This window comes from Bradyrhizobium sp. B120, assembly GCF_049075665.1.
GTDB lineage: Bacteria > Pseudomonadota > Alphaproteobacteria > Rhizobiales > Xanthobacteraceae > Bradyrhizobium.
The window spans coordinates 3,457,411-3,479,211 of the sequence record NZ_CP185242.1 but is presented as its reverse complement, the minus strand read 5'-3'; the positions used below and the strand labels follow the sequence as shown (position 1 = coordinate 3,479,211).

17 protein-coding genes are annotated in these 21,801 nt (G+C 63.0%); 5 read left to right on the top strand and 12 right to left on the bottom strand.

The window, feature by feature from the left end:
* Nucleotides 1-5: 5 nt before the first annotated feature.
* Genes ACOIX3_RS15685 through ACOIX3_RS15675 form a run of 3 tightly spaced genes read left to right on the top strand, consistent with a single transcriptional unit; the run spans nt 6 to nt 2,547 of the window.
* Nucleotides 6-1,571: an indolepyruvate oxidoreductase subunit beta family protein gene (locus ACOIX3_RS15685; protein WP_420970717.1), complete on the top strand. Its 1,566-nt coding sequence runs from the start codon at nt 6-8 to the stop codon at nt 1,569-1,571.
* Complete coding sequence (locus tag ACOIX3_RS15680) at nt 1,568-2,065, top strand: MarR family winged helix-turn-helix transcriptional regulator (RefSeq protein WP_420970716.1); 498 nt, start codon at nt 1,568-1,570, stop codon at nt 2,063-2,065. The genes ACOIX3_RS15685 and ACOIX3_RS15680 overlap by 4 nt, the downstream gene beginning before the upstream one ends.
* Nucleotides 2,065-2,547: a MarR family winged helix-turn-helix transcriptional regulator gene (locus ACOIX3_RS15675; protein ID WP_420970715.1), complete on the top strand. Its 483-nt coding sequence runs from the start codon at nt 2,065-2,067 to the stop codon at nt 2,545-2,547. Before ACOIX3_RS15680 ends, ACOIX3_RS15675 begins: the two co-directional genes overlap by 1 nt.
* Before the next feature lie 10 nt (nt 2,548-2,557).
* Here the strand turns inward: ACOIX3_RS15675 and ACOIX3_RS15670 are convergent, their stop codons facing one another.
* From ACOIX3_RS15670 to ACOIX3_RS15645, 6 genes are all read right to left on the bottom strand, one after another.
* The gene (locus ACOIX3_RS15670; RefSeq protein WP_420970714.1) at nt 2,558-3,286 is read right to left on the bottom strand and encodes an SDR family NAD(P)-dependent oxidoreductase; all 729 of its coding nucleotides are present in this window, start codon (nt 3,284-3,286) and stop codon (nt 2,558-2,560) included.
* A gap of 2 nt (nt 3,287-3,288) precedes the next feature.
* Nucleotides 3,289-4,905: an ATP-dependent acyl-CoA ligase gene (locus ACOIX3_RS15665; protein WP_420970713.1), complete on the bottom strand. Its 1,617-nt coding sequence runs from the start codon at nt 4,903-4,905 to the stop codon at nt 3,289-3,291.
* A 7-nt stretch (nt 4,906-4,912) separates the two neighbouring features.
* Nucleotides 4,913-5,389, bottom strand: a complete 477-nt coding sequence (locus tag ACOIX3_RS15660) for an aromatic-ring-hydroxylating dioxygenase subunit beta (protein ID WP_420970712.1) — start codon at nt 5,387-5,389, stop codon at nt 4,913-4,915.
* On the bottom strand, nt 5,386-6,726 hold the full coding sequence (locus ACOIX3_RS15655) for an aromatic ring-hydroxylating dioxygenase subunit alpha (protein ID WP_420970711.1): 1,341 nt from the start codon (nt 6,724-6,726) through the stop codon (nt 5,386-5,388). The genes ACOIX3_RS15660 and ACOIX3_RS15655 overlap by 4 nt, the downstream gene beginning before the upstream one ends.
* An 18-nt stretch (nt 6,727-6,744) precedes the next feature.
* Complete coding sequence (locus ACOIX3_RS15650; protein WP_420970710.1) at nt 6,745-7,695, bottom strand: PDR/VanB family oxidoreductase; 951 nt, start codon at nt 7,693-7,695, stop codon at nt 6,745-6,747.
* 443 nt (nt 7,696-8,138) lie between these two features.
* On the bottom strand, nt 8,139-8,792 hold the full coding sequence (locus ACOIX3_RS15645; RefSeq protein WP_420970709.1) for a LuxR C-terminal-related transcriptional regulator: 654 nt from the start codon (nt 8,790-8,792) through the stop codon (nt 8,139-8,141).
* Nucleotides 8,793-9,304: 512 nt separating this feature from the next.
* On the opposite strand from ACOIX3_RS15645, the gene ACOIX3_RS15640 reads away from it, so the two are divergent.
* A complete protein-coding gene (locus tag ACOIX3_RS15640) occupies nt 9,305-10,228 on the top strand; it encodes a LuxR C-terminal-related transcriptional regulator (RefSeq protein ID WP_420970708.1) in 924 nt (307 codons plus the stop codon).
* 115 nt (nt 10,229-10,343) lie between these two features.
* Here ACOIX3_RS15640 and ACOIX3_RS15635 read toward each other — a convergent pair whose 3' ends face one another.
* From ACOIX3_RS15635 to ACOIX3_RS15610, 6 genes are all read right to left on the bottom strand, one after another.
* On the bottom strand, nt 10,344-11,771 hold the full coding sequence (locus ACOIX3_RS15635; protein ID WP_420970707.1) for an HlyD family type I secretion periplasmic adaptor subunit: 1,428 nt from the start codon (nt 11,769-11,771) through the stop codon (nt 10,344-10,346).
* Complete coding sequence (locus ACOIX3_RS15630) at nt 11,758-14,433, bottom strand: type I secretion system permease/ATPase (protein WP_420970706.1); 2,676 nt, start codon at nt 14,431-14,433, stop codon at nt 11,758-11,760. The genes ACOIX3_RS15635 and ACOIX3_RS15630 overlap by 14 nt, the downstream gene beginning before the upstream one ends.
* Before the next feature lie 159 nt (nt 14,434-14,592).
* Entirely contained in the window at nt 14,593-16,701 is a 2,109-nt protein-coding gene (locus tag ACOIX3_RS15625; protein WP_420970704.1) for a family 16 glycosylhydrolase, read from the bottom strand.
* A gap of 389 nt (nt 16,702-17,090) precedes the next feature.
* Nucleotides 17,091-18,101, bottom strand: a complete 1,011-nt coding sequence (gene galE / locus ACOIX3_RS15620) for a UDP-glucose 4-epimerase GalE (protein ID WP_420971738.1) — start codon at nt 18,099-18,101, stop codon at nt 17,091-17,093.
* A gap of 56 nt (nt 18,102-18,157) precedes the next feature.
* A complete protein-coding gene (locus ACOIX3_RS15615; protein ID WP_420970703.1) occupies nt 18,158-19,162 on the bottom strand; it encodes a glycosyltransferase family 2 protein in 1,005 nt (334 codons plus the stop codon).
* Nucleotides 19,159-20,418: a glycoside hydrolase 5 family protein gene (locus ACOIX3_RS15610; RefSeq protein WP_420970702.1), complete on the bottom strand. Its 1,260-nt coding sequence runs from the start codon at nt 20,416-20,418 to the stop codon at nt 19,159-19,161. Before ACOIX3_RS15610 ends, ACOIX3_RS15615 begins: the two co-directional genes overlap by 4 nt.
* A gap of 170 nt (nt 20,419-20,588) precedes the next feature.
* On the opposite strand from ACOIX3_RS15610, the gene ACOIX3_RS15605 reads away from it, so the two are divergent.
* Nucleotides 20,589-21,800: an FAD-dependent oxidoreductase gene (locus ACOIX3_RS15605; protein WP_420970701.1), complete on the top strand. Its 1,212-nt coding sequence runs from the start codon at nt 20,589-20,591 to the stop codon at nt 21,798-21,800.
* The last annotated feature ends 1 nt before the right edge of the window (nt 21,801 follow it).

The window sequence follows — 21,801 nt, the reverse complement described above, 5'->3', positions numbered from 1 at the left end:
TTGTCATGAGAGACGAGACGGTCCAGCTGGCGCTTCCTGCCGCAGGTGATGCGACCGAGCGGCCGATCTCGATCGCGATCGTCGCGATGGGCGGCCAGGGCGGCGGTGTCCTCACCGACTGGATCGTCCAGCTCGCCGAAAACCATGGCTGGGTCGCGCAGTCGACATCGGTGCCCGGCGTCGCCCAGCGCACCGGCGCCACGATCTACTACATCGAGGCGATGCCGCCGCTCGATGGCCGCAAGCCGATCCTGTCGCTGATGCCGACGCCCGGCGATGTCGACGTGGTGATGGCGGCGGAATTCATGGAGGCCGGCCGCTCGATCCTGCGCGGCCTGGTGACGCCGGACCGCACCACGCTGATCGCATCCAATCACCGGACATTTGCGATCGGCGAGAAGATCGCGCCGGGCAACGGCATTGCCGACGGGGGCGCGGTGACCGGCGCCATCGGAATTGCCGCCAAGAACGAGATCATCTTCGACATGAACGCGCTGGCGATCGCCAATGGCAGCGTGATCTCGGCCGCGATGTTCGGCGCGCTCGCAGCCGCCGGCGTGCTGAGTTTTGGCCGCGAGAGCTATCTCGACGTCATCCGCGCCGGCGACAAAGGCGCACAGGCCAGCGTTCGCGCGTTCGAGGCGGCGTTCGACCGGGTGCGGTCGAAATCCCCGGCCCCGGCGCCGCCGGCGCAATCGGAGGCGGCCGACACCGCTCCCTCTGCGGCTGCGCTGGATCCTCGTCTTGCCGGCCTCGCCGCCCGGCTGTCGCAGGAGTTGCCCGCGGCCGCGCAGGCCATCGGCCGCGCCGGGCTGAAGAAGGTCGTCGATTTCCAGGATGTCGCCTATGGCGGCGAATATCTCGACATCCTCGGCAAGCTCCACGCCGCCGATCGCAGCTCCGGTGGCGCCGAGCGCAATTTTGCCTTCACCCGGGCCGCCGCAAAATATCTCGCCAACGCCATGGCCTATGATGACGTCATCCGCGTTGCCGACCTCAAGACCAGGTCCAGCCGCCGTGCGCGGATCGAGGGCGAGCTCGAATTGTCCGAGGATCAGGTGCTGCAGACCACCGAGTTCATGCATCCCCGCATGGAAGAGGTGATGGGCATGCTGCCGGTGGGCTTTGGCCGCTGGCTTGGCGGCAGGCCGGGCCTGCTCGGCTGGCTCGACCGTCGCGTCAACAAGGGACGCCGGGTGCGGACCTACTCGCTGCCCTGGTTCCTCGCGCTCTATGTGGTCGGCGGACTTCGCGGCATCCGCCGCCGCTCGCTGCGTCACGCCGTCGAGACTGCCCATCGGGACCAATGGCTCAACGCCGCGACGGAGGCGGTGCGAGCGAACTATCAGTTGGGCGTCGAAATCCTGCAATGCCGGCGCCTCGTCAAAGGCTATTCCGACACCCACAGCCGCGGCCTGTCGAAATTCGACAAGACGCTGGCCGCGATCAGACTGGTCGCACCGCGCGACGATGCTGCCGACTGGGCGCGCCGGTTGCGGGAAGCCGCGCTGAAGGACAGCGAGGGCAAGGAGCTCGACGGCGTGATCCAGACCATCAAGAGTTTTGCATGATGCCGGCAGCACTCAAGGAGAGCACGGCTCCCGTGTTCGGGCAGATTGAAACCCGGCTGTGGCTGCAACTGCTGTCGCTGCATGGCGAGCTGTTTGCGTCGCTGAATTCCATGCTGAGCTCGGAATTCGGGCTGTCGCTGGCAAAGTTCGACGTGCTGGCTCAGCTCGATCGCTACAGGGACGGAATGGCGCTCGGACAGTTGTCGCAGAACCTGAAAGTATCCGGCGGCAACGTCTCGGGCCTGGTGCAGCGCCTGCTGGCTGACGACCTGATCAGCAAGGAAATGTCGAGCGAAGACCGCCGGTCGTTCATCGTGCGCCTGACGCCGAAGGGCGAAGCACTGTTCAGGAAGGCGGCCGACGTGCACAAGCGGCACCTCAGCGAACGGCTTGAAAGTATCCCCGCCCCGGAGCTGGAGGCTGCACTGTCGGTGCTGCGGTCGCTCTCCTCAAGACTTGGCAGCGAAAGCAAGAAGCAGGGTCGCAAGACATAATGGCCAAAGACTCCAGGAGCAGATGGAAATCCGGTCCACCGCGGACACGCGACCAGCTGCAAAGCTACATTCCCTATCTCTTCAACCGGCTCGCCAATCGCTGGAACCTGGATCAGAACCGCGATCTCAGCGAGCACAACATCAACAACGTCGTGTTCCGGACGTTGTCGGTCCTGTTCATCTACAAGACCCTAACGGTCAACGAGATCGCCGTTCTGGCCGTCACCGAGCAGTCGACCGCGAGCCGCATGGTCGAGTCGATGGTGTCATCGGGTCTCGTCAAGCGCGAGATCGCCGAGGAAGACCAGCGTCGCCGCGTCGTCGGATTGACGGCGGACGGTGAGGCCCTGCTCCGGAAGATCTGGCCGATCATGGAGAACAATTACGACCGGCTGACCGTGGGTATCGATCCCGACGAGATCGAGGTGTGCGCCCGCGTGCTGGCCAGGATGGTCGAGAACATCCGCCAGAACCAGATCTGATCCCGTATGATCAGGGACTGAGGCCGGCAAGGCTGGTGCCGCCGCAGACGTAGAGCACCTGCCCGGTCACGAAGTCCGAACGCTCGTCGAGGAAGAAGCCGATCGCGTGCGCCACGTCCTCGCGTGAGCCGAGCCGCCCGACCGGAACGTTGCGCGCCATCCGCTCCTGCTGCTCGGAGTCCTTCGGGACGACGCCCCAGAAATTGTCGGTCAGGATCGGCCCCGGTGCGACCACGTTCACCGTGATCCCGCTCGACGCCAGCTCCAGCGCCCACGTCCGCGCCATGCCGTGCACGCCGGCCTTGGTCGCCGAATAGGCCGAGCGCGTAGGCGCGCCCATCGCCGCGCGCGAGCTCACGAACACGATCCGGCCGAACCGTCGTGATCGCATCCCCTCCATCGCCGCCTGGGTCAGCAGCATCGGTGCGCCCAGATGCAACTGCGCCAGCGTCAGGATGTCTTCCGGCTTGGCATCGGCCAGCAGGTTCGGCAGGATAACACCGGCATTGTGCACGAGGCCATCGACCGCATGGTCGCGGCAGATCTCCTCGGCGATCGCCCTCGTCTCGGCCATGCTGGTCAAATCCGCGCGATAGGCGGTGAGCAGATCGTGGGTCCAGTCCGGCTTCTCGAGGCCGACCGAGACGACCCGCTGCCCCTCGCCGACGAGCTTTTTCGCCAGCGCATCGCCGATCCCGGAATTGCCTCCGGTGATGAGTGTGGTGCGGGTCTGGCTCATGATCACTCCTGCCGCCGCTTGAGGTCGCGAAGATCGAAGAACGCGCCATCGCGCATCAGTTTCGCGACGAACTCCTTCAATCCGCCGCGCTGGATCTTCTCGGTCGCGGTGAGCGGAAGCTGGTCGACGAACGAGATCCAGCCCGGCGCCTTGTAATAGGCCATCTGCTCGAGGCTCCAGCGCACGATGTCCTCGGCCAGCGCGCGGTCGGCCCCCGCATTCTCCGCGATGATGACCGCCGCGACCTCGTCGCCGCGCACCTGATCGGGCGTCGCCGCGACCGCGGCCTGCCGGATCGCCGGATGGCGGTTGAGGACGGATTCGACCTCGACCGCGGCGATGTTCTCGCCGGAGCGGCGGATCACGTTCTTCTTGCGATCGACGAAATGCAGATCGCCATCGGCATCGCGCGACACGATATCGCCGGTATGGAGCCAGCCGTCCTTCCAGGCCTCGGCGGTGGCCTCGCTGTTCTTCAGGTACTCCTTGAAGAAGCCGTAGCGGGGATCATCCCCTGCCCGCCGCACCAAGAGCTCGCCCGGCGTTCCCGCCGTCGCATCGTTGCCGCCGTCGTCGACGATCCGAACTTCGACCTCGCGCGCCGGACGTCCGAAACAGCTCGTGCCGACCTTGCGCGGCTCGACATGGGCGGCGATCACGCCGCCGCTTCCGGGCTCGGTCATCGCCCAGGCCTCGAGCAGCGGGAAGCCGAAGCGCTCTTCGAACGGCGCGTGCAGCAGCCTGTCGACGCCGGCGCCGAAGCCGAACCGCACGGTGTGCGCACGATCTTCATTCGTCGGCGGCGCGCTCATCAGCATCGAAGGCATGACGCCGAGATAATGCAGGCAGGTCGCCCGGCTGTCGCGCACCGATTTCCACCAGCTGCGCGGATGGAAGCGATCGAGCATCGTCAGGCTGCCGCCGACCGACAGCATCGCCATCAGTGACACCGCCATCGCGTTCATGTGAAACAGCGGCAGCGGCGTGATCATGCGCTCGCCATCGTTCCTGAGATCGATCAAGCCGCCGACATCGCGATACCAGTCTCCGGAATACAGAAAGTAGGTGTTGGTCAGCACGCAGCCCTTGGGCTGGCCGGTCGTTCCCGAGGTATAGAGCAGCGCGCATTCGCTCGAACCGTCGCCGGCGTTCGCCGGCCGCGCGCCGCCGAACGGGGCTGGAATTTCGCCGCTGTCGGTCGCAACCGGAATCGGCCGCTCGGCCTGCCGCGCCGCCGTCTCGACCTCGCCCCGACGTTTGGCGAGGACGAATGCGGCATTCATCTCGGAATGCGCGATGATGTATTCGAGCTCGCTGACCCGCAGATCGGGGTTGATCGGCACCACGGAAACGCCAAGCGCGTTCAGCGCGAACCACAGCTCGACGAACACCGGCCGGTTCTGCAGCAACAGCCCGACCCGATGGCCTCTGCCGTAGCCGCGGTCAGCGAACGCCGTGCGCCAGCGCTCCACCCGCTCCGACATGGCACGGTACGAGATCTCCCCGGCCGCGATGCCGTAGATCTCGGCCGTCTCGGGCAGCACGTTGAGAAAGCCGGCTTCACCCCGTTCGAGGGCGATCTCGCGAAAGCGGGCGTAGACGGTGGTCGCTGTGGTCAAGGCGCACTCACATGAAAAGCTGGATATTGCCGAACGGCGCGTCGAAATTCACGAGATCGATGCGCTTGAGCTTGATCTTGAGGTCATCGCCGACTTGAACCAGATCGTGCGACGCCCAGCCCGAAAAGCGCTCCAGCGTGTCGCCGCGCGTCTCGGTGTAGGTATAGGACGTCTTTGCCTTGAATAGGCCGGCCGCCGGATCGCACACGAGGATCTGCGGCGCCTGAAGCAAATGATGGCAGCGGCTCTTCGGCTTCTGGCTGAAGGTGCGCTCGCCGGCCAGTCGCTCGATGCGCACCTTCATCAGCATCAGATCCTCGTACATCAGCGACGGCTGCAGCACCGGGTCCTGCTGCTGCCATTCCAGCGGCATCCAGTAGCGCCCATCCGGGTGGAACAGGTCGAGCCACGCCTGCCATTGCATGGTGTCGAGCAGGTCGGCTTCCCGATAGATGAAATCGGTGATGGTCTTTTCGCTGATCATTCGGCGGCCTCGCCGGGCTGGTCCATGTCCATGGTCATGAATTTGGCCCAGGCATGAAACTGGTTGCGCATCTGGCGCTCCGACGTGCCGTTGATGACCACGGTGACGTCAGGCGCTTCGTTGCTCTCGTAGAGCCGGCGCAGGTTGACCCACTGATTGCCGTTCGACTTCAGCCCTTCCTGGGCCCGCTCATACATTTCAAGATCGTCGTGGCCGACGATCGAGGTCGGTGCGTTGATGAAGCGATTGTACATCAGCGCCCGCTCGTAGAGCTTATCGGGCGCCCCGACCAGACGATAGACCCAGCTCTCCACCAGCGTCCGGTCCACCGCGATCGGGATGAAATTGCGCAGGATCTGCACCGCGCCCTTCACCATGATGTTCGGGAAATAGACGGTGTTGTGCCGGACCTCTCCCAGAATCTCGTGGGCCCGCTTCTCGCCATAGGCCGCGACCATCTGGTCGAGATAACCTTCGACATCCGAATAGTTCGAATGGATGGAATTGGCGACGCCGGTATGGCCATGACCGTTGGGCCAGATCCGGATGCCGCTCTGCTCGTAGAACTCGTACGGGCTCATAAACGGGCCATAGAGCTGCACCGCCATCGGCTTCTCCGTGGAATCGCCCTGCTCGCGTTGCCAGACCTTGATGGCGGTGCCGGCCGAGCTCTCATGCGCCACCATGGGATGGCAGGTGTCGGTCTGGTTCTCGACCAGCATCTTCCAATTGCAGGTGTGCATGTAGCGGATCGGCGTGGCCTCGACGGCCAGCTTCCCCTGCGGCGAGCGGTCGACCATGTTGTCGATGGTCGAGAGGCTTTCACCGAAATAGTCTTCGAAGCCGACGCCGTTTTCGCTCAGGCGCGCGAAGATGAAATCGCGGTAGACGACGACGTTCCTGATCCGCGACAGCCCGCCGCTCGCCTGGGTGTCGGCAAATCCGGTGCCCTCGTAGCCCTTCTTCAGCGGGATCGCCAGCAGCGAGCCGTCGGTCTTGAACGACCAGGCATGGTAGGGACAGCGGAAGAACTTTCCGGTATTGCCGCACGGCTCGGAGGCGATCTTGACGCCCTTGTGCGGACAGCGATTGTAGAACAGGTGGATCGAACCATCGGTATGGCGGCTGGCCACCACCGGCTGCCGGCCGATATTGGCGGTGATGAAATCGCCGGCCTTCGACAACTGGCTGGCATGCCCGACATAGATCCAGCTGTTGGGAAACAGATGCTCCATCTCGAGCTCGAAGACCTCGGGATCGATATAGACGTCGCGATGCACCTCGGCGTCGCGCACGAGCCCGCCGATTGCGCGGGCATTCTTTCCGTATTTCGCCATGGCGCCTCTTGCCTCCTCTCAGAGATCCAACACCAGCCGGTCCGACTTCGCACGCGACACGCAGATCTGCATGACCTTGTTGGACGCCTTCTCGTCGTCGCTGAGAATGACGTCACGATGATCGGGTACGCCTGCGATCACGCCGCACTGGCAGATGCCGCAATCGCCCCGCCGGCAATCATAGAGCACGTCGAGCCCCGCCGCTTCCAGCGCCTCGATGATGCTCTGATCGGTCGCGACCGTGATGATCTGCCCGGTCGACTTGAGCTCGACCTCGAACGGCCGGTTCGGGGAGCCGGACTGCTCCGCCTTGAACAGCTCGAAATGGATGCGGTCTGCCGGGATGCCGCTGGCGAGCGCCGCTGCCTTCACCGCGTCAATCATGCCGGCGGGCCCGCAGACATAGACGTGGGCATCTGCGGGCGCATCGCCGAGCGCAGCCGCGATATCGAGACGGGACGCATCGCTGTCGTAGTGAACCGCCAGGCCCTCCGAACAGATCGCCTGCAACTGCGGCAGGAACGCCAGCAGCCCGGGCATTCGTCCGGCATAGTGCAGGCGAAACCAGGTCCCCTGCGCCTTCAGCACCGCCGCCATGGACAGGATCGGCGTGACCCCGATGCCGCCGGCAAACAGCAACGCCGGCGCGGCGCCCGCATGAAGACCGAAATTGTTGACCGGCGCGGTCGCGCTGACGACGTCGCCGATCTGAAGTGCGTGCATGAACTGCGAGCCGCCGGTCGACGTCTCCTCACGTAGCACCCCCAGCGCAACGGCGCCTTCAGGCAGGTCCGGCAATGCCATCAGGGAATACGGCCGGTCTCCCCCGCCCGGCAGCAACACGCGAATGTGCGCGCCCGCTTGCCACGCCGGCACGGCACCGCCCTCCACGCCGAACACGACGCTGCGAATGACAGGCGTCTCCGCAACGATCGACTGCACTCTGAGCTTGAGCGGATGCGCGTCCATTCGGGCATCTCATATTATATGAATTTGCATATTTTTATACATGTAATAATTGCCTGTCAATCGTCGCTGCGGCGGGGAAACCGCAACAGGACGGGCCGGTACCAGGCAGGTGATCCGCAGCGATCGTCGCTCGCGCGATCCATTCGGCGGGCAAGACGCCTCCGGTCCCTGGCCCGAGAAAACCGCAAGCTGCGCACGACACGTGCGCGCGGTCGCGCTCGGGTTCGTCTGGGTAGCAATGTGTCTGGATTATGCGGGCGGCCGAACCGGTCGACCATCGCGGGTGATCGTCATCGATGCATCAGCGTTCAAGCGATGGTGAGGACCGGCGGCGATCGTTTCAGCGGCAAGGACGGAGGGCCGCACCCTTCTGTCAAATCAACGACCGCGATCGATAGGCCTTCGTCGCCGCCGCATATGACCGCCCTTCACAGGGCCCGGTGTCAGCTGGATGGAGAGCCGCCTGGCCCTGCATAGGAGACGGCGAGCGTCGCCAGAATTGTCCTGTTGCTGATCTCGAGCTTGCGGAAGATGTGGTGCAGATGAACCTTGATGGTGCCGTCAGCCACCTTCAGACGGCGGCCGATCTCCTTGTTCGACAGGCCCTCCGACACCAGGCTCATGATCTGCCGCTCACGCTCCGTCAGTATCGCAAGATATTTCTCCGGCATCGCGGTTTGCGCACGGGAGATCGCGTCCTCGCACGAGGGCGGCGGCAGCATCCGCTGACCGTCCGCGACCTGCCGCAATGTTTGCATGAGAGTCTCAGGCTCTTCGTCGTGGAGAATCACGCCGTAAGCTCCGGCTGCGGCCAGCGTCGCGAGATCGCGATCCTCGACGGAGGTAGCGAGAAAGACGAGGCGCACAGCAGGCATCCCGGACTTTCCAATGTCGATCATTGCCTGCTCAAGAATGTCAGGCATCGACATGTCCAGAATGGCTATATCGGGCGCTAGACCCCGTACTGCTTCGAAACAGCTCGCAGTGTCATTGCAACGAGCGACCACCTTGAAATCACGTTCTGCTTCGAGCAGGCAATTCAGACCCAATAAAACAACCGGATATCTGCTAGCAATCACCACACGACTAAAATCCATTTTTACGACCGACCTTCAGTCCCTCCAGTTCAGCTCGGCGCCCAATTGACTAATAAGCTACTCTAATACGAAGCTTCTTCGTAAGGTTTTGTTGTCGCGGAAGCCCGTGAATTTACTGCCTGAGCATGCCAACAGGCATATTTTCAGCAACGCGTGATCGCAGCGCAGAGCCGACTCACCCAAAGCGAGTGTTCGTCAACGGTGCCCGGCGCGCGCGACCATCAAACCACCGGCTTTCCTATGACGGTCGACATCTGAAACAGCCGACGACGTCTGAAACAAATGTCTATAACCAACGGTATATAGGGATATTGGGGATTAGCATCTAACATTCGTAAATATTTAGAAGTGGGCTCTGGACTTTTTCGTCCTCAGTTTCGTCGATTCGTTCGGTCAAGTCCGAGGAAGCATTTTTTCATACGTGGTCCTTTTTAGCTGGGTGATCATCAACAAAATGAGCCGGTTTCAACCGACCAGCCCATGGTTTCATTGTAGCGTCCGGGAGAGTTTCCATGAGACGGCGATATCCTTTTGCTATTGTGCTTGTTGGCGAAAATAGTCTTCGTAAGGAAGGTCTTGCCAGAATTCTGAATTCAGAGAGCTTTCAAGTCCTGACTTCGATATCCGATGCCGACGATCTGTTTGGCGACGATGCGCTCCAGAAGACCACCGCCAGTCAGGCATTGCTGCTCCTTATTGTTCACACCGGCGACGATTTTCGCCCGACAATCGAGCAAATCGATTCCTTCAAACGACGTCACGCGGATGGACGCGTCGCCGTCGTCGCCGATCAATATCGTGTGAGCGACCTGGCTGCGGCACTTCGGGCCGGTGCCACCGGCTACTTCATCGACGTGATGAATTGCGACGTGTTCATCAAGTCCATCGAACTCGTCATGATGGGTGGGATGGTCTTCCCGCCTGCATTCCTGACGTCCACACTCGATGCCGAAGAGCGCGACGCAGACGATACGCCCGCACCCAATGATGACGATCCCGTCGCCGCGCAGGCGGAAGACGGGCTCGCCCGGCAACTTTCGCCGCGGGAAATCTCGATTCTGCAGTGCCTGATCGAAGGCGATTCCAACAAGTGCATTGCCCGCAAGATCAACATTGCCGAAGCCACGGTGAAGGTTCACATCAAGGCGATCCTTCGCAAGATCCGGGTTCAGAACAGAACACAGGCAGCGATCTGGGGCTTGCACCATCGACCTGTGGCCTGGCCGAACGGCAGCGGGTCTGCGCATCAGACCATCGATGCCGAGCGGCCCCTTCCGCCCAAGCGGGAAATTCCCAAGATCGCGAGAGCGAGCCGGCCGGCGCCACTCGGCGCGATCGACCACGGCGCGAACTATTTTGAAGTGCCTCTTACGAACGGCCACACCCGCAACGGCATGAGCTCAAAGATCGACGGGGCGATCCGGCTTCGAAAATAGCTGAAGCCGTCCCGCCGGGTCACCCCGGCGGGATATCGCGTGGACTCCATTCCGCGCAAACGGATGCGATGTGCGATGTCCGATGCCGGGCTGCCCGCAGAGGCAGCCGGCTTGTCTATCGTTCTCGCAACGCTTCCTGCTGGTGCGTTGCCAGCGGCGAGAGCACGTAACTGATGATCCGGCGCCGACCCGTCTTGATCTCGACCGTCACCGCCATGCCGGGACCGAGCTTGACCAGCTTGTCCTCCACCTGCATCTGCGTACGGTCGAGAGACACGCGCGCAGCATACTCCAGCTCCTGTCCTCTCGGCTCACTGCCGCCCTGCGCGCCTCCCGGCGTCCGGTCATTCGACCCGCCCTGCGCCCTGTCGCGGGTAATGGCATCCGACGACACGCTGAGAACCTCTCCATCGAGGAGCCCGTAACGGGTAAAATTGAACGTATCGACCTTGATCGCCGCCCTCTGTCCCGGATGGACAAATCCGATATCGCGATTGGAGAGCATGGCTTCGATCTCGAGGTGGCTGTCGCTCGGCACCACCACCGCCAGCGCTTGAGCGGGCGAGACCACGCCGCCCACCGTATGCACAGCGAGTTGCTGCACGACGCCGTCGACCGGCGCGGTCAACTGCTGAAACTTCGTCCGCTGCTCCGCCTTCACCACCTCCTGCGCGGCGCTCTTGGCCTTCTGCTCCGCCTTTGCGAGCGCATCGTAGGTGGTCCGCCGATATTCCGCGTCGGACCTTTCCCTCGTTTCCTTCAGCAAGGCCATGGCGGCGTCGGCTTCGCGCAGCCGGCTCTGCTGCACGATGAGATCCTGCTGAAGGCCGACCAGGTCCTGATACTCCGAAAGATAAGTGACCTTCGAGCCGAGCGCCTTGTCGAGAAGCGTTTTCCGGATTTCGACCCGCTCCGTGAGCACGGGTATCGTCGCCTGGATCTTCGCGACATTCACCGCAATGGTCGCTCGTTCCGCCTCCTTCTGGCCTTGCTGGCGCTCAATCTCGGCAAGCTTGGCTTGCTGCTCGGCGCGCTGACTGATCAGAAACTGACGATGCAGATCGATATCAGCGGCACTTGCACCCTGCGGCGGCTGGAATGCCGCGAGCGGATCGCCAGCAAGCGCCGCGCGAAGCCGCGCCACTTCGAGTTCCGCGGCCAGGAGATCGCTCCGGTAGCGCTCCTGATCCGCCCCGGTCATCGTCGGATCCAATTCGATCAGGACTTCACCGGCCTTGACGCTCTGCCCGTCGCGCACATGGATGGCGCGCACGACGCCCGTCTCGAACGGCTGGATCAGCTTGGTGCGCCCGCCCGGCACGATCTTGCCGGTCGCGGTTGCGACGATATCGACGTGCCCAAACCACGCCCATGCCAGCGCGAGGCAAAAAGCCGCGATAATGCTCGCCCCGATCGCGCGTCCGATCGGTGACGGCGGCGATTCGGTGATTTCGAGGGCCGCCGGAAGAAACGCGATCTCTTGCTCGCGGCGGCGAACCTCGGCCTTGGGAAACGGAATGATGTTTCGGCTAGCGAGCGTCATGAATGCCCGCCTGTAGCTGGTGCAGTCTCGCGTACCGTCCATTCGAGCGGATCAACTGATCATGATCGCCGTCCTCGACGAGGCGGCCGTGCTCGACCGCGATGATCCGGTCGGCGTGACGTACCGTAGACAGCCGATGCGCGATCACGAAAACGGTCCGGCCGGCGGAAATCCGCTTCATGTTCTGCTGGATCGCGCGCTCGCTTTCATAATCGAGCGCGCTGGTCGCCTCATCGAAGATGAGGATGCGTGGATCGGTGACCAGCGCCCGGGCAATCGCGATCCGCTGACGCTGTCCGCCGGAAAGGCTGCTGCCGCGCTCCCCCACGACCGTGTCATACCCTTCGGGCAGCTCCAGGATGAAGTCGTGGGCGCCGGCGAGCGAGGCGGCCGCGATGACGCGCTCGATCGGCATCGCCGGATCAGCGAGCGCGATATTGTCGCGAATCGAGCGATTGAAAAGCACGTTCTCCTGCAACACGACGCCGATCTGACGCCGCAGCCAGGCGAGATCGACCATCGCAAGATCGACGCCATCGACAAGCACACGGCCGCTTTCCGGAACGTAGAGACGCTGGATCAGCTTCGTGATGGTGCTCTTGCCCGAGCCGGAGGAGCCCACGATACCAATGACCTGGCCGGGATCGACGCTGAACGATACGTCGTGCAGCACTTCGGGACCGTCGATGCGATAGCGGAACGTCGCATGCTCGAATGTGACCTGGCCACGGATCTCCGGCAGCGCAGCCCGGCCGGGACCGGAGCTCGGCTCGGGAATGGTGTTGAGGATGTCGCCAAGACGATCGATCGACAGCCGGGCCTGATGGAAATCCTGCCAGATCTGCGCAAGCCGCAATACCGGCATGCTCACGCGTACCGCCAGCATGTTGAATGCGACGAGTTCGCCGACCGTCAGCGCACCATCGACCACGAGGCGGGCCCCGAAGTACAGGGTTGCGGCGGCGACCAGCTTGTTGATCATCTGGACCGATTGGCTCGCCGTATTGTTCAAGCTCAGCACGCGGAAGCTCGCGGCCACATAGGCGGCGAGCTGCTCCTCCCAGCGACGCTGCATTTGTGGCTCGACCGCCATCGCCTTCAGCGTTTCGACGCCGGTGACGCTCTCGACCAGAAATGCCTGGTTCTCGGCGCCGCGATCGAACTTCTCGTCGAGACGCCGGCGGAACAGCGGCGCCACGCCCGCTGAGATACCGATATAGAACGGAAACGATGCCAGCACGATCAACGACAGCGACGTCGAGTAGTAGAACATCACCGCAAGAAACACGAAGGTGAACACCAGATCGATCACCAGCGTCAGCGCCGAGCTCGTCAGGAACTGACGAATATTCTCGAGCTCGCGGACACGCGCGACGGAATCGCCGACGCGGCGCGTCTGGAAGTATGCGATCGGCAGTGCCATCAAGTGGTGGAACAACCGCGCACCCAACTCCACGTCGATCCGGTTGGTCGTGTGCGCGAACAGATGGACGCGCAGCGTACCGAGAATGGTCTCGAGGACGGTCAGTACGACAAGGCCCGTGACCAGCACGTCGAGCGTGCTCATGCCGCGATGCACCAGCACCTTGTCGATGACCACCTGGAAGAACAGCGGCGATACGAGGGCAAAGATCTGAAGGAAGAAAGAGGCGACCAGCACCTCGCTGAGCAAGCGGCGATACTTGTGGACTGCGCCGACGAACCAGCCGATATCAAAGCGCCGGGCGGTGTCGGTCAGGGCAGCCCGCCGCGTCATCAGGATGATGTCGCCATCCCACATCGCCTCAAGTTCGGCTTGGTCGACCATCTGAGGCTGCGGGAGCAATGGACGCTGAACCAGGAGCTTGTCGTCGACGATCTTGCCGAGAATCAGGAATCCTCCGTCGCGCAACACGGCGATCCCCGGCAGCGGCGTCACGGCGAGCCGATTCCAGTCCGTCCTTTGCAGTCGGGCCTTCAGCCCAAAATTCCTGGCACAACGTATGATGTCGGTCACGCCGAGGCGGTCCGTGCCGGTCCGATGTCGAATTTGATCCGGGTCGGCCGCGATTCCATGGCAGCGCAGCAGGACCGCCAGCGCCATCGCCCCCGATTCATCATCGCCGTCGCCGCGCGCAATTGAGCTCGCTTCAGCGGCAGCGTCGCGTCGACCGGACCAGCGCGCCAGCATCCGGTGCTCACGGACGTACCGCACCAGGCTTTCGCGCAGGTTCCGCAGCACATTGCGCCCGCGGACGCCCAGGCCGGCGAGCAGATGAAACGCCCGCTGCGCGACGTGCCGTGCATCGGTCGAGATCAGACGACCGTCCCAGATTGCCTCGAATTCAGCGCGCGTGATGCGCCTCGGATGCGGCGAGGAAGGATGCAGCACAAGCGCTTCGTTGCCGTCGACCTTTCCGAGCAGCAAGAATCCGCCATCCTGCAGCGCGGCGATTCCCGGCAAGCGGATATTCGCAAGCCGCGTCCAATCCGTCGTCCACGAGCGTGCCTTGAGATTGAATTCACCGGCGCAACGAAGCATTGCGCGGATACCGATCGTCCCACTCCCGCAAACATCGCGGATCTTGTCGGATTCGGCTTTCACACCATGAAGCCGCAAGAACAAGACCAGGGCTCGGAGCCCGAAATCTGCGGCATCGGCATTTCCATTCTGGATCGCCATTTGTCAGCTCTATCGTTCTGCGGTCACGGGACCGACTTCAACAATTCCCTTTCATGCATTCACAAAGGACGACACGGTATCGCACCCAGCCGCCGGCACCGCCGGCCTCGTTTCCACGCCACCGATGGGCGTGGAAACGCTGCCGGCTGAGCAGCCGCATCAATGGTGCGGCTTGGTCAGAAGCGATTGTTCGTTCCAGCCCCCGCCCTGCGCGTCGGCCGCAACGAGTTGCCCCTGACCGCCGCGGCCGTGGTGACCTGCCATGCACTGGTTCAGCAGCGCGAAGCTTCGATCCGCGGACGAGGCCGTGTGTGTGGTCGTCGCAGGACGAGGATCTGTCACCGTGATGCTCTGCGACGTAGATGTCGTGACGGAGCCCGTCGTCGGGTCCTTTCCGCTTGCCGTGAGCGTGAGCGTGGCGACCGGATGACCGCCACCCCGGTAATTCGACTGCAACGTCAATCCGCTGTCGACCTGCGCAGCAGTGAGCGTGATGTTGCTTCCTTTGTATGTACGGCCATCAAGGTTGTCGGTGATGGTCTCGTACTTCGGTAGCCCCTGAATGTTCACGGTCACAGCGTCGTTGGAATCGGCGGTTGTGACCTTGACTCCGAGGTCGACGGTCCCGCCTCTTCCGTTCACCCACAGCGAGGTATCCGCGATCGCGAGCACCGGCGCGACGGGCGTCGGATCGACCTGGAGACCGGCGAACGTCTTCACCGCGCCGGCAAGATTGGCCGCGACGCCGCTGGCGTCCTTGATGCTCGCCGTGCCCGGCAGGTTGACCCCGGTGATGGCAAGTGCCGAAGTCGCCGTATCGGTCGACGCGACCGTGGTCCGGAAGGTGAGCGTGCTGCTTCCCGAGCCGCTGACATAGGTGGCGGTGCTTCCGTCATTGAGCGACAGGGTCGGCGTGCCGGTCACATTCACGGATTCATTGAAACCGAGCGTGAATGTCGCGGTATCGCCCACGTGCTCGATCCCCGTCCCCGGCGAAGCTGCAACCTGGTTGACTGCCGGTTGGATCGGGGGCGTGGTCGGCTGAGTCGGCGGCGTGGCGGTCGTCGGATCGACCTGGAGACCGGCGAACGTCTTCACCGCGCCGGCAAGACTGGCGGCGACACCGCTGGCGTCCTTGATGCTCGCAGTACCCGGAAGGTTGACCCCGGTGATCGCAAGTGCCGACGTCGCAGTATCGGTCGGTGCGACGGTCGTTCGGAAGGTGAGCGTGCTGGTCCCCGAACCGCTGACATAGGTGGCAACGCTTCCGTCATTGAGCGACAGCGTCGGCGTGCCGGTCACATTCACGACTTCGTTGAAGCCGAGCGTGAATGTCGCAGTATCGCCCACGTGCTCGGTTCCTGTCCCAGGCGAGGCCGTAGCCTGGGTCACCGCCGGTTGGACCGGTGGCGTAGTCGGCTGGGTGGGGGTCGAAGGAGTGACGTTCGCACCCGTGACGGTGTCGCCGCCCCCGGCCGCCTGATAGAGCTGGATCTGGTCGATCTGCATCTGCATCGTCGACGGGGTCGAACTATCGAACGCCGTATGCCAGCCGGCCGCGTTGGAATTCGCGACCTGATTGCTCATGATCAATTCCATCGGCTCGTTCGGAATCGGCACCTGTGCGCTGGTCACCTGCGCCATCTGCTTTCCGTCGAGATACCAGGTGATGGATTTGCCCGGCACCCAATTGATGCCGTAGGTATGGAAGCCGGCCGTCAGGTCGATGCCGGTGTCGATAACACCGCCGACCGTCCCGGAGGGCGTGTGAAGGTGCCAGGCGAAGGCCTGGTTTGCCGGCCCCGAACCGGTATATCCCCCCTCCTGCATATCGATCTCGAAATTGTCGCCGCCGCTCGATCCCGCGCCAGGCAACAGCCAAAGCCCCGGCCATGCACCGTCGCCGCTCGGCGCCTTCATGCTGATCTGAAGGTAGCCGCCATCAAATTCGAACTTGCCATAGCTGCTGACGGCGCCGGACGTGACCGGAAATGTCTGAGGCGTGCCACCATTGATGCCGCTGACAGGCTGCCTGATCGCTGTGAGATCCAGGATCCCGTTGTTCACGGTCACCTGGCTCGGCATATCATAATCGACATCCAACGGGCCGCCCGGCCCGCTGCCTGATCCATTGCTATTCCACGGCCAGCCGTTTGCGGCGCGGCTCGTGATGTAGGGATGCCAATAACTGTCGAGCGTCGTGCCGGAGAAATTCTCCTCGTAAACGAGATTGCTCGACGTAAAACCTGCTGGCGCGGCCAGGGCCATTCCATGTTCCTTCCAAAAAGTGAACGAAGAATTCCACTGTCGCGAATTGCGCGACCATTCCACTGCCGCGAATCGCGCGACATACCGCATGCCCGCCGCGCGTGATGGCGCGGGCACATTCCAACGCAGTGGAGATTTCGAGGTACGCCCCCTCGACTGCTAGTCGGTTGGCTAAAGATCAAGTATGGCGAAAAATGGTTTCAAATTGAACTTCACACAGACCTTTTGCGCCGTGCCACGCCTCATTCAGGAAAAGCGTTGCGCTCGAGCCATATTTCGATTGGGATTAAATTCTCAGGGGACTTGCGACAGGGGTTTTGACGTCCCGACCGAATCGCCATCGTCCAGGTCGTCACGCGTGCGGTGACACGTCGGGACCGCTCACGAAATTAGATGTGGCGGTATCCGTCGGGGTTCTTCAGCTGCCAGTGCCAATGATCCGCGCACATCTGCGCCAACGACTTCGCCGATTTCCAATGCAACGTCTGTTTCGCAAATGTCGGATCGGCACAACAAACCGCGACATCGCCGGTCCGGCGCTCTCCGATCTCATACGGAATGGGCCGGCCGCTCGCGGCCTCGAATGCGCGCACCACCTCCAGAACGCTGCTGCCGCTTCCCGTTCCCAGATTGACCGTGAACACCCCGGGCTGCTCGAGGTGGCGCAGGACGCTGAGATGGCCGGCTGCCAGATCGACGACATGAATGAAATCGCGGATGCCGGTGCCGTCCGGCGTGTCGTAATCGTCGCCCCAGATCCGAAGCTTCGCTCGCTTTCCAATCGCGACTTGCGCCACCAGCGGCACCAGATTGTTCGGAACGCCGATCGGATCTTCGCCGATCAGGCCACTCTCGTGCGCGCCAGCCGGATTGAAATAGCGCAGGATGCCGATGCGCCAATCGTCCTCCGAGCGATAAAGATCCTTGAGCATTTCCTCGATGAAGAGCTTGGTGCGACCATATGGGTTGGTCGGCGCCAGGGGATGCCCTTCGTCGAGCGGCAGATAGGCGGGCATGCCATAAACGGTCGCGGACGAACTGAAGACAAGCGTCTTGACCTTCGCCCGTTTCATTGCCGACACCAGCCGCATCGTTCCCACGACATTGTTGTCGTAATAGGTCATCGGATGGACGTTGGAATCGCCGACGGCCTTCAGCCCCGCAAGATGGATCACCGCGGTCACGCCATGGGTACGAAGTATGTCGTAGACGGCTTCCTCATCCCGGATGTCGACCCAACGAAACGCTAGCGGTCGTCGGCATATCGATTCGACGCGATCGAGAGAGGCTCGGTTGCTGTTGCAAAGATTGTCGACCACCACGACATCGAATCCCGCATCCAGCAGCGCGATGCAGACGTGAGTGCCGATATAGCCAGCGCCTCCGGTCAACAAGATCATGTCAGTCACCGTTTCGGTCCAACAGACTTTCCGCGCAACGCCGCCATGGCGCCGGGCTAGGATCTCCGGATCTGCGCGCGCGACGACAGTTGCTGTGACAAGGCTTCGGCCATTCCGCCGAGACGTGTCGTGGCGTAAGCAAACGCGGTAAGGCTGAAGCCGGCCATGATCGCTCCGGCCCGCCGCGCGGCGGCGAATTTGCCGCGCATGGCCGCCATGAGTTCGCTCGCCACGGCGCGCGGCAGGACTTCGCGAACGTAGCGCCGCTCGGTCTTCAGCCCGTCGCCGGACCCCGCGATATTCCTCAATACCGCCTTGGCGGTGCCCTCGATCAGGCAGCGGTGGACGAAGTACGTCCAGGTGGCACGCTTGGCCGGCACGACGTGATGCACCCGCGCCCGCTGCCGATATGCAAAGTAACCGCCGGGATACAGACGCGAGGCCCGGATGCACAATTCGGTCTCTTCGCAGCTCTCGGCCTTGCCGCCGAATCTCGCGCGACCGCTGACGGAAAATCCGAGCTTGCGGCGTCCGAGATCCGAGGTGAAGCCGCCGACGCGCCGCAGCACGTCGGCACGCACCGACATGTTGGCGCCGATCGGGTTGCGGATGCGCCCGTCCTGCACATCCATGCCGGCATAGGTGCAGCCGACGACCCAGCCGAATTCGGCTGGAAACCAGGAAGGCGGCGGTGCCTGCCACGATGGCAGCACCGGTCCCCCCGCCCCCAGCACCGCTGGATCCTGGTAGGCTTCCAGCAGGTCCTCAAGCCAGCACGGGTCGGCAGCAGCATCGTCATCCAGAAAAGCGATGACCGACGCCGTGGCGTGCTCCGCCCCCGTCATGCGTCCACCCGACAGGCCGGGTTGACCGGCGTTCGCAAGAACGGTGACGCCGCTGATCTCCCGCGCGGCACGCGCGCGCAAGGCTTCGTTGTTGTCGACCACCAGGATGATCTCCCGGGGAGCACGTGTCTGGGCGCGGACGGACGCGACGGCGCGCTGCAGCTGGCTCCAGCGGTCGAGCGTGTGCGCGCAGATCACCACGGATGCGTCGATCATGGCGTCTTCCATCCGCTGTCCGAGGCGCCGCTGGTCTCGCGAGATTGCTTCGCCCGCGCGGTCGCCGCCTTGAAGACGTTCCAGATCGCGCTTCCGTCATTGCGGATATCGAACTGGTCATGCTCGTCGACGGGAAAGCGCCCGCTGTCCTGACGCGACACCAGCCGCCAGACCACCCAGCCGGCGCAATTGGGATCGTGCCCGATCTTGTCGAGCCATCCGGCGTAGGCTGCGGCAGCATCCGGATTGGAGCGGGCGTAGCCGAACTCCTCGAGGAGGACGGGCTTGTTGGCGCGCGCCGCGAGCTGGCAGAATTCGGTGATGTTGTCGCCGAATTGCTGAACCGTCTGATTGTAGAACAGCGGGTAACCGTGCCAGGTCCCGAAATCGAGCGTCGAGATCGAAAGGTCCGACAATTTGTCGGAGACATTGGCGTGCCCCGAGCTGACCAGATGATTGGGATCGAGGAACTTGACGTAGGCGGACATCTCGGCGGTCCAGGCCAACCGCAAGCTCTCCGGGCTGGCATTGCCCTCGTTCATCAATTCCCAGGCCATGATGGTCGGATCGTCGCGGTAGGAAATCCCGCTCAACGAATTGACGCGCTGCACGACGTGGCGAACCCAGCTCATGTAGTCGCGCCGCGTGCGCCGGTCGCGAAAGAAGAATCCGGACTTGTCCTGGCTTCCATACCAGGCCCGCATCTGCTGGGCGCCGCCGGTATAGGCCCAGAAGTCCAGGAAGGCGACGATCAGCTTGAGGTGACGCTTGCCGGCCTCGGCGATCAGGAAATCAACCTTCTGCATCCCGTTCGCGCCGTCATTGAAGGCCATCCCGCCTTCGCGATCGTCCCAATAAAGCAGATAGGTCCCCTTGACGCCGAGATCGCTTGCGTCGGCCTCGACCCGCCACTGCCAGATCGTCACCATGCTCCCGTCGAGCGATCCGATCACGGGCTGAAGGAAGGTGCGGACCACGTTGGCGCCCATCGCCACCGCGTCATCGAGAACGCGGGTGACCTCTTGCTGCGACCCGAAGGTGAGATAGTGGTTGTTCACGCCGGCCACGAAGAACGGTTTTCCGTTAGCCGTGAAGCGCGTTCCCTGAGCCTTGATGAAGGACGTTGGCGACGGTCCGTCGACCGCCGGACCATCCGCTGCGCTCACGACTGCTGGAGCAGCGAGCGAAGCAACCACCAGGACGCAAAGTCCGATGTTGTGCAGCCCGTCTTTCGCCCGTTTCCAGCGAACATTCATTTCTCCACGTGACTATCGCCCACGGCCGAACGCAACTTCCCCGAAGGATTACTCCCTTCGGCGTCGTGCCCTGGCGCGGCGTTTTCTCTAGAGTGTCGTCCAGCGACGGCAATCGACGGGCTCCGGCTCAAGCATGGCGACCTGAGATGCAGCAGTATGGATGATGCGCCATGACGGACACCGACGTGGCGGTGATTGGCGCAGGCCTTGCCGGCTCGACCACCGCAGCGATATTGGGGCGTGCGGGCATCCCGACCACGCTCATCGATCCGCATCCGGTATATCCGCCGGAACTGCGATGCGAAAAGCTCGATCGCGGGCAAGTCGCGATCCTGCATAAGACCGGTCTCGACGGCATTGCCCTGTCGGCGGCGACGTTCGACGGGGCGACCCGTGATGGCAAGGCCTGGATCGCCCGCTTCGGGCGCGTGATCGATAAACGCCCGGGTGGACAGTACGGGATCCTGTACGACGACCTGGTCAACGTCATGCGCGGCGCCGTTCCGCCTGAAGTGTCGAACGTCGTTGCGAAGGCAATTCGCATCACCACCGGCGACGACCATCAGGAGATCTCGCTGTCGAATGGCAGCGTCATCACGGCGCGACTCGTCGTCCTGGCCAACGGATTGAGCGTCGCACTCAAGGATCAGCTCGGCATCGAACGCGCGGTCACGAGCCCCTGCCATTCGATTACTCTTGCCTTCGACATCAAGCCCCATCCGGCAAAGCCATTCGACTTCGCGGCCCTGACCTACTACCCGGAGCGCGCCCGCGACCGGATGGCTTACCTCACGCTTTTCCCGATCGGAACGTCGATGCGGGCGAACCTGATGGTCTATCGGACCATGGACGATCCATGGCTACGGGAGATGCGCCACAATCCCGCGCGCGGCCTGTTCGCCTTGATGCCGAACTTGCGCCGCCTGATCGGGGACATCGAGGTCGTCGGGCCGGTCAAGATCCGCCCCGCAGACCTCTATGTCAGCCTGGGCCATCGCCAAGCGGGTATCGTCCTGGTCGGAGACGCCTATGCGAGCTCCTGCCCGGCCGCCGGCAATGGCGCCGGCAAGGTCTTCACCGACGTCGAACGGCTGTGCAACGTCCACATTCCGAATTGGCTCGCAAGCCCCGGCATGGCCGCGGACAAGATCAATCAGTTCTACGATGATCCGGTCAAGCGCGCCTACGACGAAACCTCCACGTCGTGGGCCTACCAGCTGCGGTCGATGTCCATCGAGGAAGGCATCAGTTGGAGCATTCAGCGCAGGCTGCGCTTCTTCGTCGGCGCTGCAATCTCCGCCGCTTGCAAGATCGGCGTGCTCTCCGACGGAAATCAGTTCGTGCCGGAGGGATGGACGCAGCGCCTGCGGGATCGCACCTGAG

What these genes read in the sequence shown, in the direction of transcription:
- ACOIX3_RS15685 (WP_420970717.1), top strand. Translation starts at nt 6, where the DNA reads ATGAGAGACGAGACGGTCCAGCTGGCGCTTCCTGCCGCAGGTGATGCG.
- ACOIX3_RS15680 (WP_420970716.1), top strand. Translation starts at nt 1,568, where the DNA reads ATGATGCCGGCAGCACTCAAGGAGAGCACGGCTCCCGTGTTCGGGCAG.
- ACOIX3_RS15675 (WP_420970715.1), top strand. Translation starts at nt 2,065, where the DNA reads ATGGCCAAAGACTCCAGGAGCAGATGGAAATCCGGTCCACCGCGGACA.
- ACOIX3_RS15670 (WP_420970714.1), bottom strand. Translation starts at nt 3,286, where the DNA reads ATGAGCCAGACCCGCACCACACTCATCACCGGAGGCAATTCCGGGATC.
- ACOIX3_RS15660 (WP_420970712.1), bottom strand. Translation starts at nt 5,389, where the DNA reads ATGATCAGCGAAAAGACCATCACCGATTTCATCTATCGGGAAGCCGAC.
- ACOIX3_RS15655 (WP_420970711.1), bottom strand. Translation starts at nt 6,726, where the DNA reads ATGGCGAAATACGGAAAGAATGCCCGCGCAATCGGCGGGCTCGTGCGC.
- ACOIX3_RS15650 (WP_420970710.1), bottom strand. Translation starts at nt 7,695, where the DNA reads ATGGACGCGCATCCGCTCAAGCTCAGAGTGCAGTCGATCGTTGCGGAG.
- ACOIX3_RS15645 (WP_420970709.1), bottom strand. Translation starts at nt 8,792, where the DNA reads ATGGATTTTAGTCGTGTGGTGATTGCTAGCAGATATCCGGTTGTTTTA.
- ACOIX3_RS15640 (WP_420970708.1), top strand. Translation starts at nt 9,305, where the DNA reads ATGAGACGGCGATATCCTTTTGCTATTGTGCTTGTTGGCGAAAATAGT.
- ACOIX3_RS15635 (WP_420970707.1), bottom strand. Translation starts at nt 11,771, where the DNA reads ATGACGCTCGCTAGCCGAAACATCATTCCGTTTCCCAAGGCCGAGGTT.
- ACOIX3_RS15630 (WP_420970706.1), bottom strand. Translation starts at nt 14,433, where the DNA reads ATGGCGATCCAGAATGGAAATGCCGATGCCGCAGATTTCGGGCTCCGA.
- ACOIX3_RS15625 (WP_420970704.1), bottom strand. Translation starts at nt 16,701, where the DNA reads ATGGCCCTGGCCGCGCCAGCAGGTTTTACGTCGAGCAATCTCGTTTAC.
- galE (WP_420971738.1), bottom strand. Translation starts at nt 18,101, where the DNA reads ATGATCTTGTTGACCGGAGGCGCTGGCTATATCGGCACTCACGTCTGC.
- ACOIX3_RS15615 (WP_420970703.1), bottom strand. Translation starts at nt 19,162, where the DNA reads ATGATCGACGCATCCGTGGTGATCTGCGCGCACACGCTCGACCGCTGG.
- ACOIX3_RS15610 (WP_420970702.1), bottom strand. Translation starts at nt 20,418, where the DNA reads ATGAATGTTCGCTGGAAACGGGCGAAAGACGGGCTGCACAACATCGGA.
- ACOIX3_RS15605 (WP_420970701.1), top strand. Translation starts at nt 20,589, where the DNA reads ATGACGGACACCGACGTGGCGGTGATTGGCGCAGGCCTTGCCGGCTCG.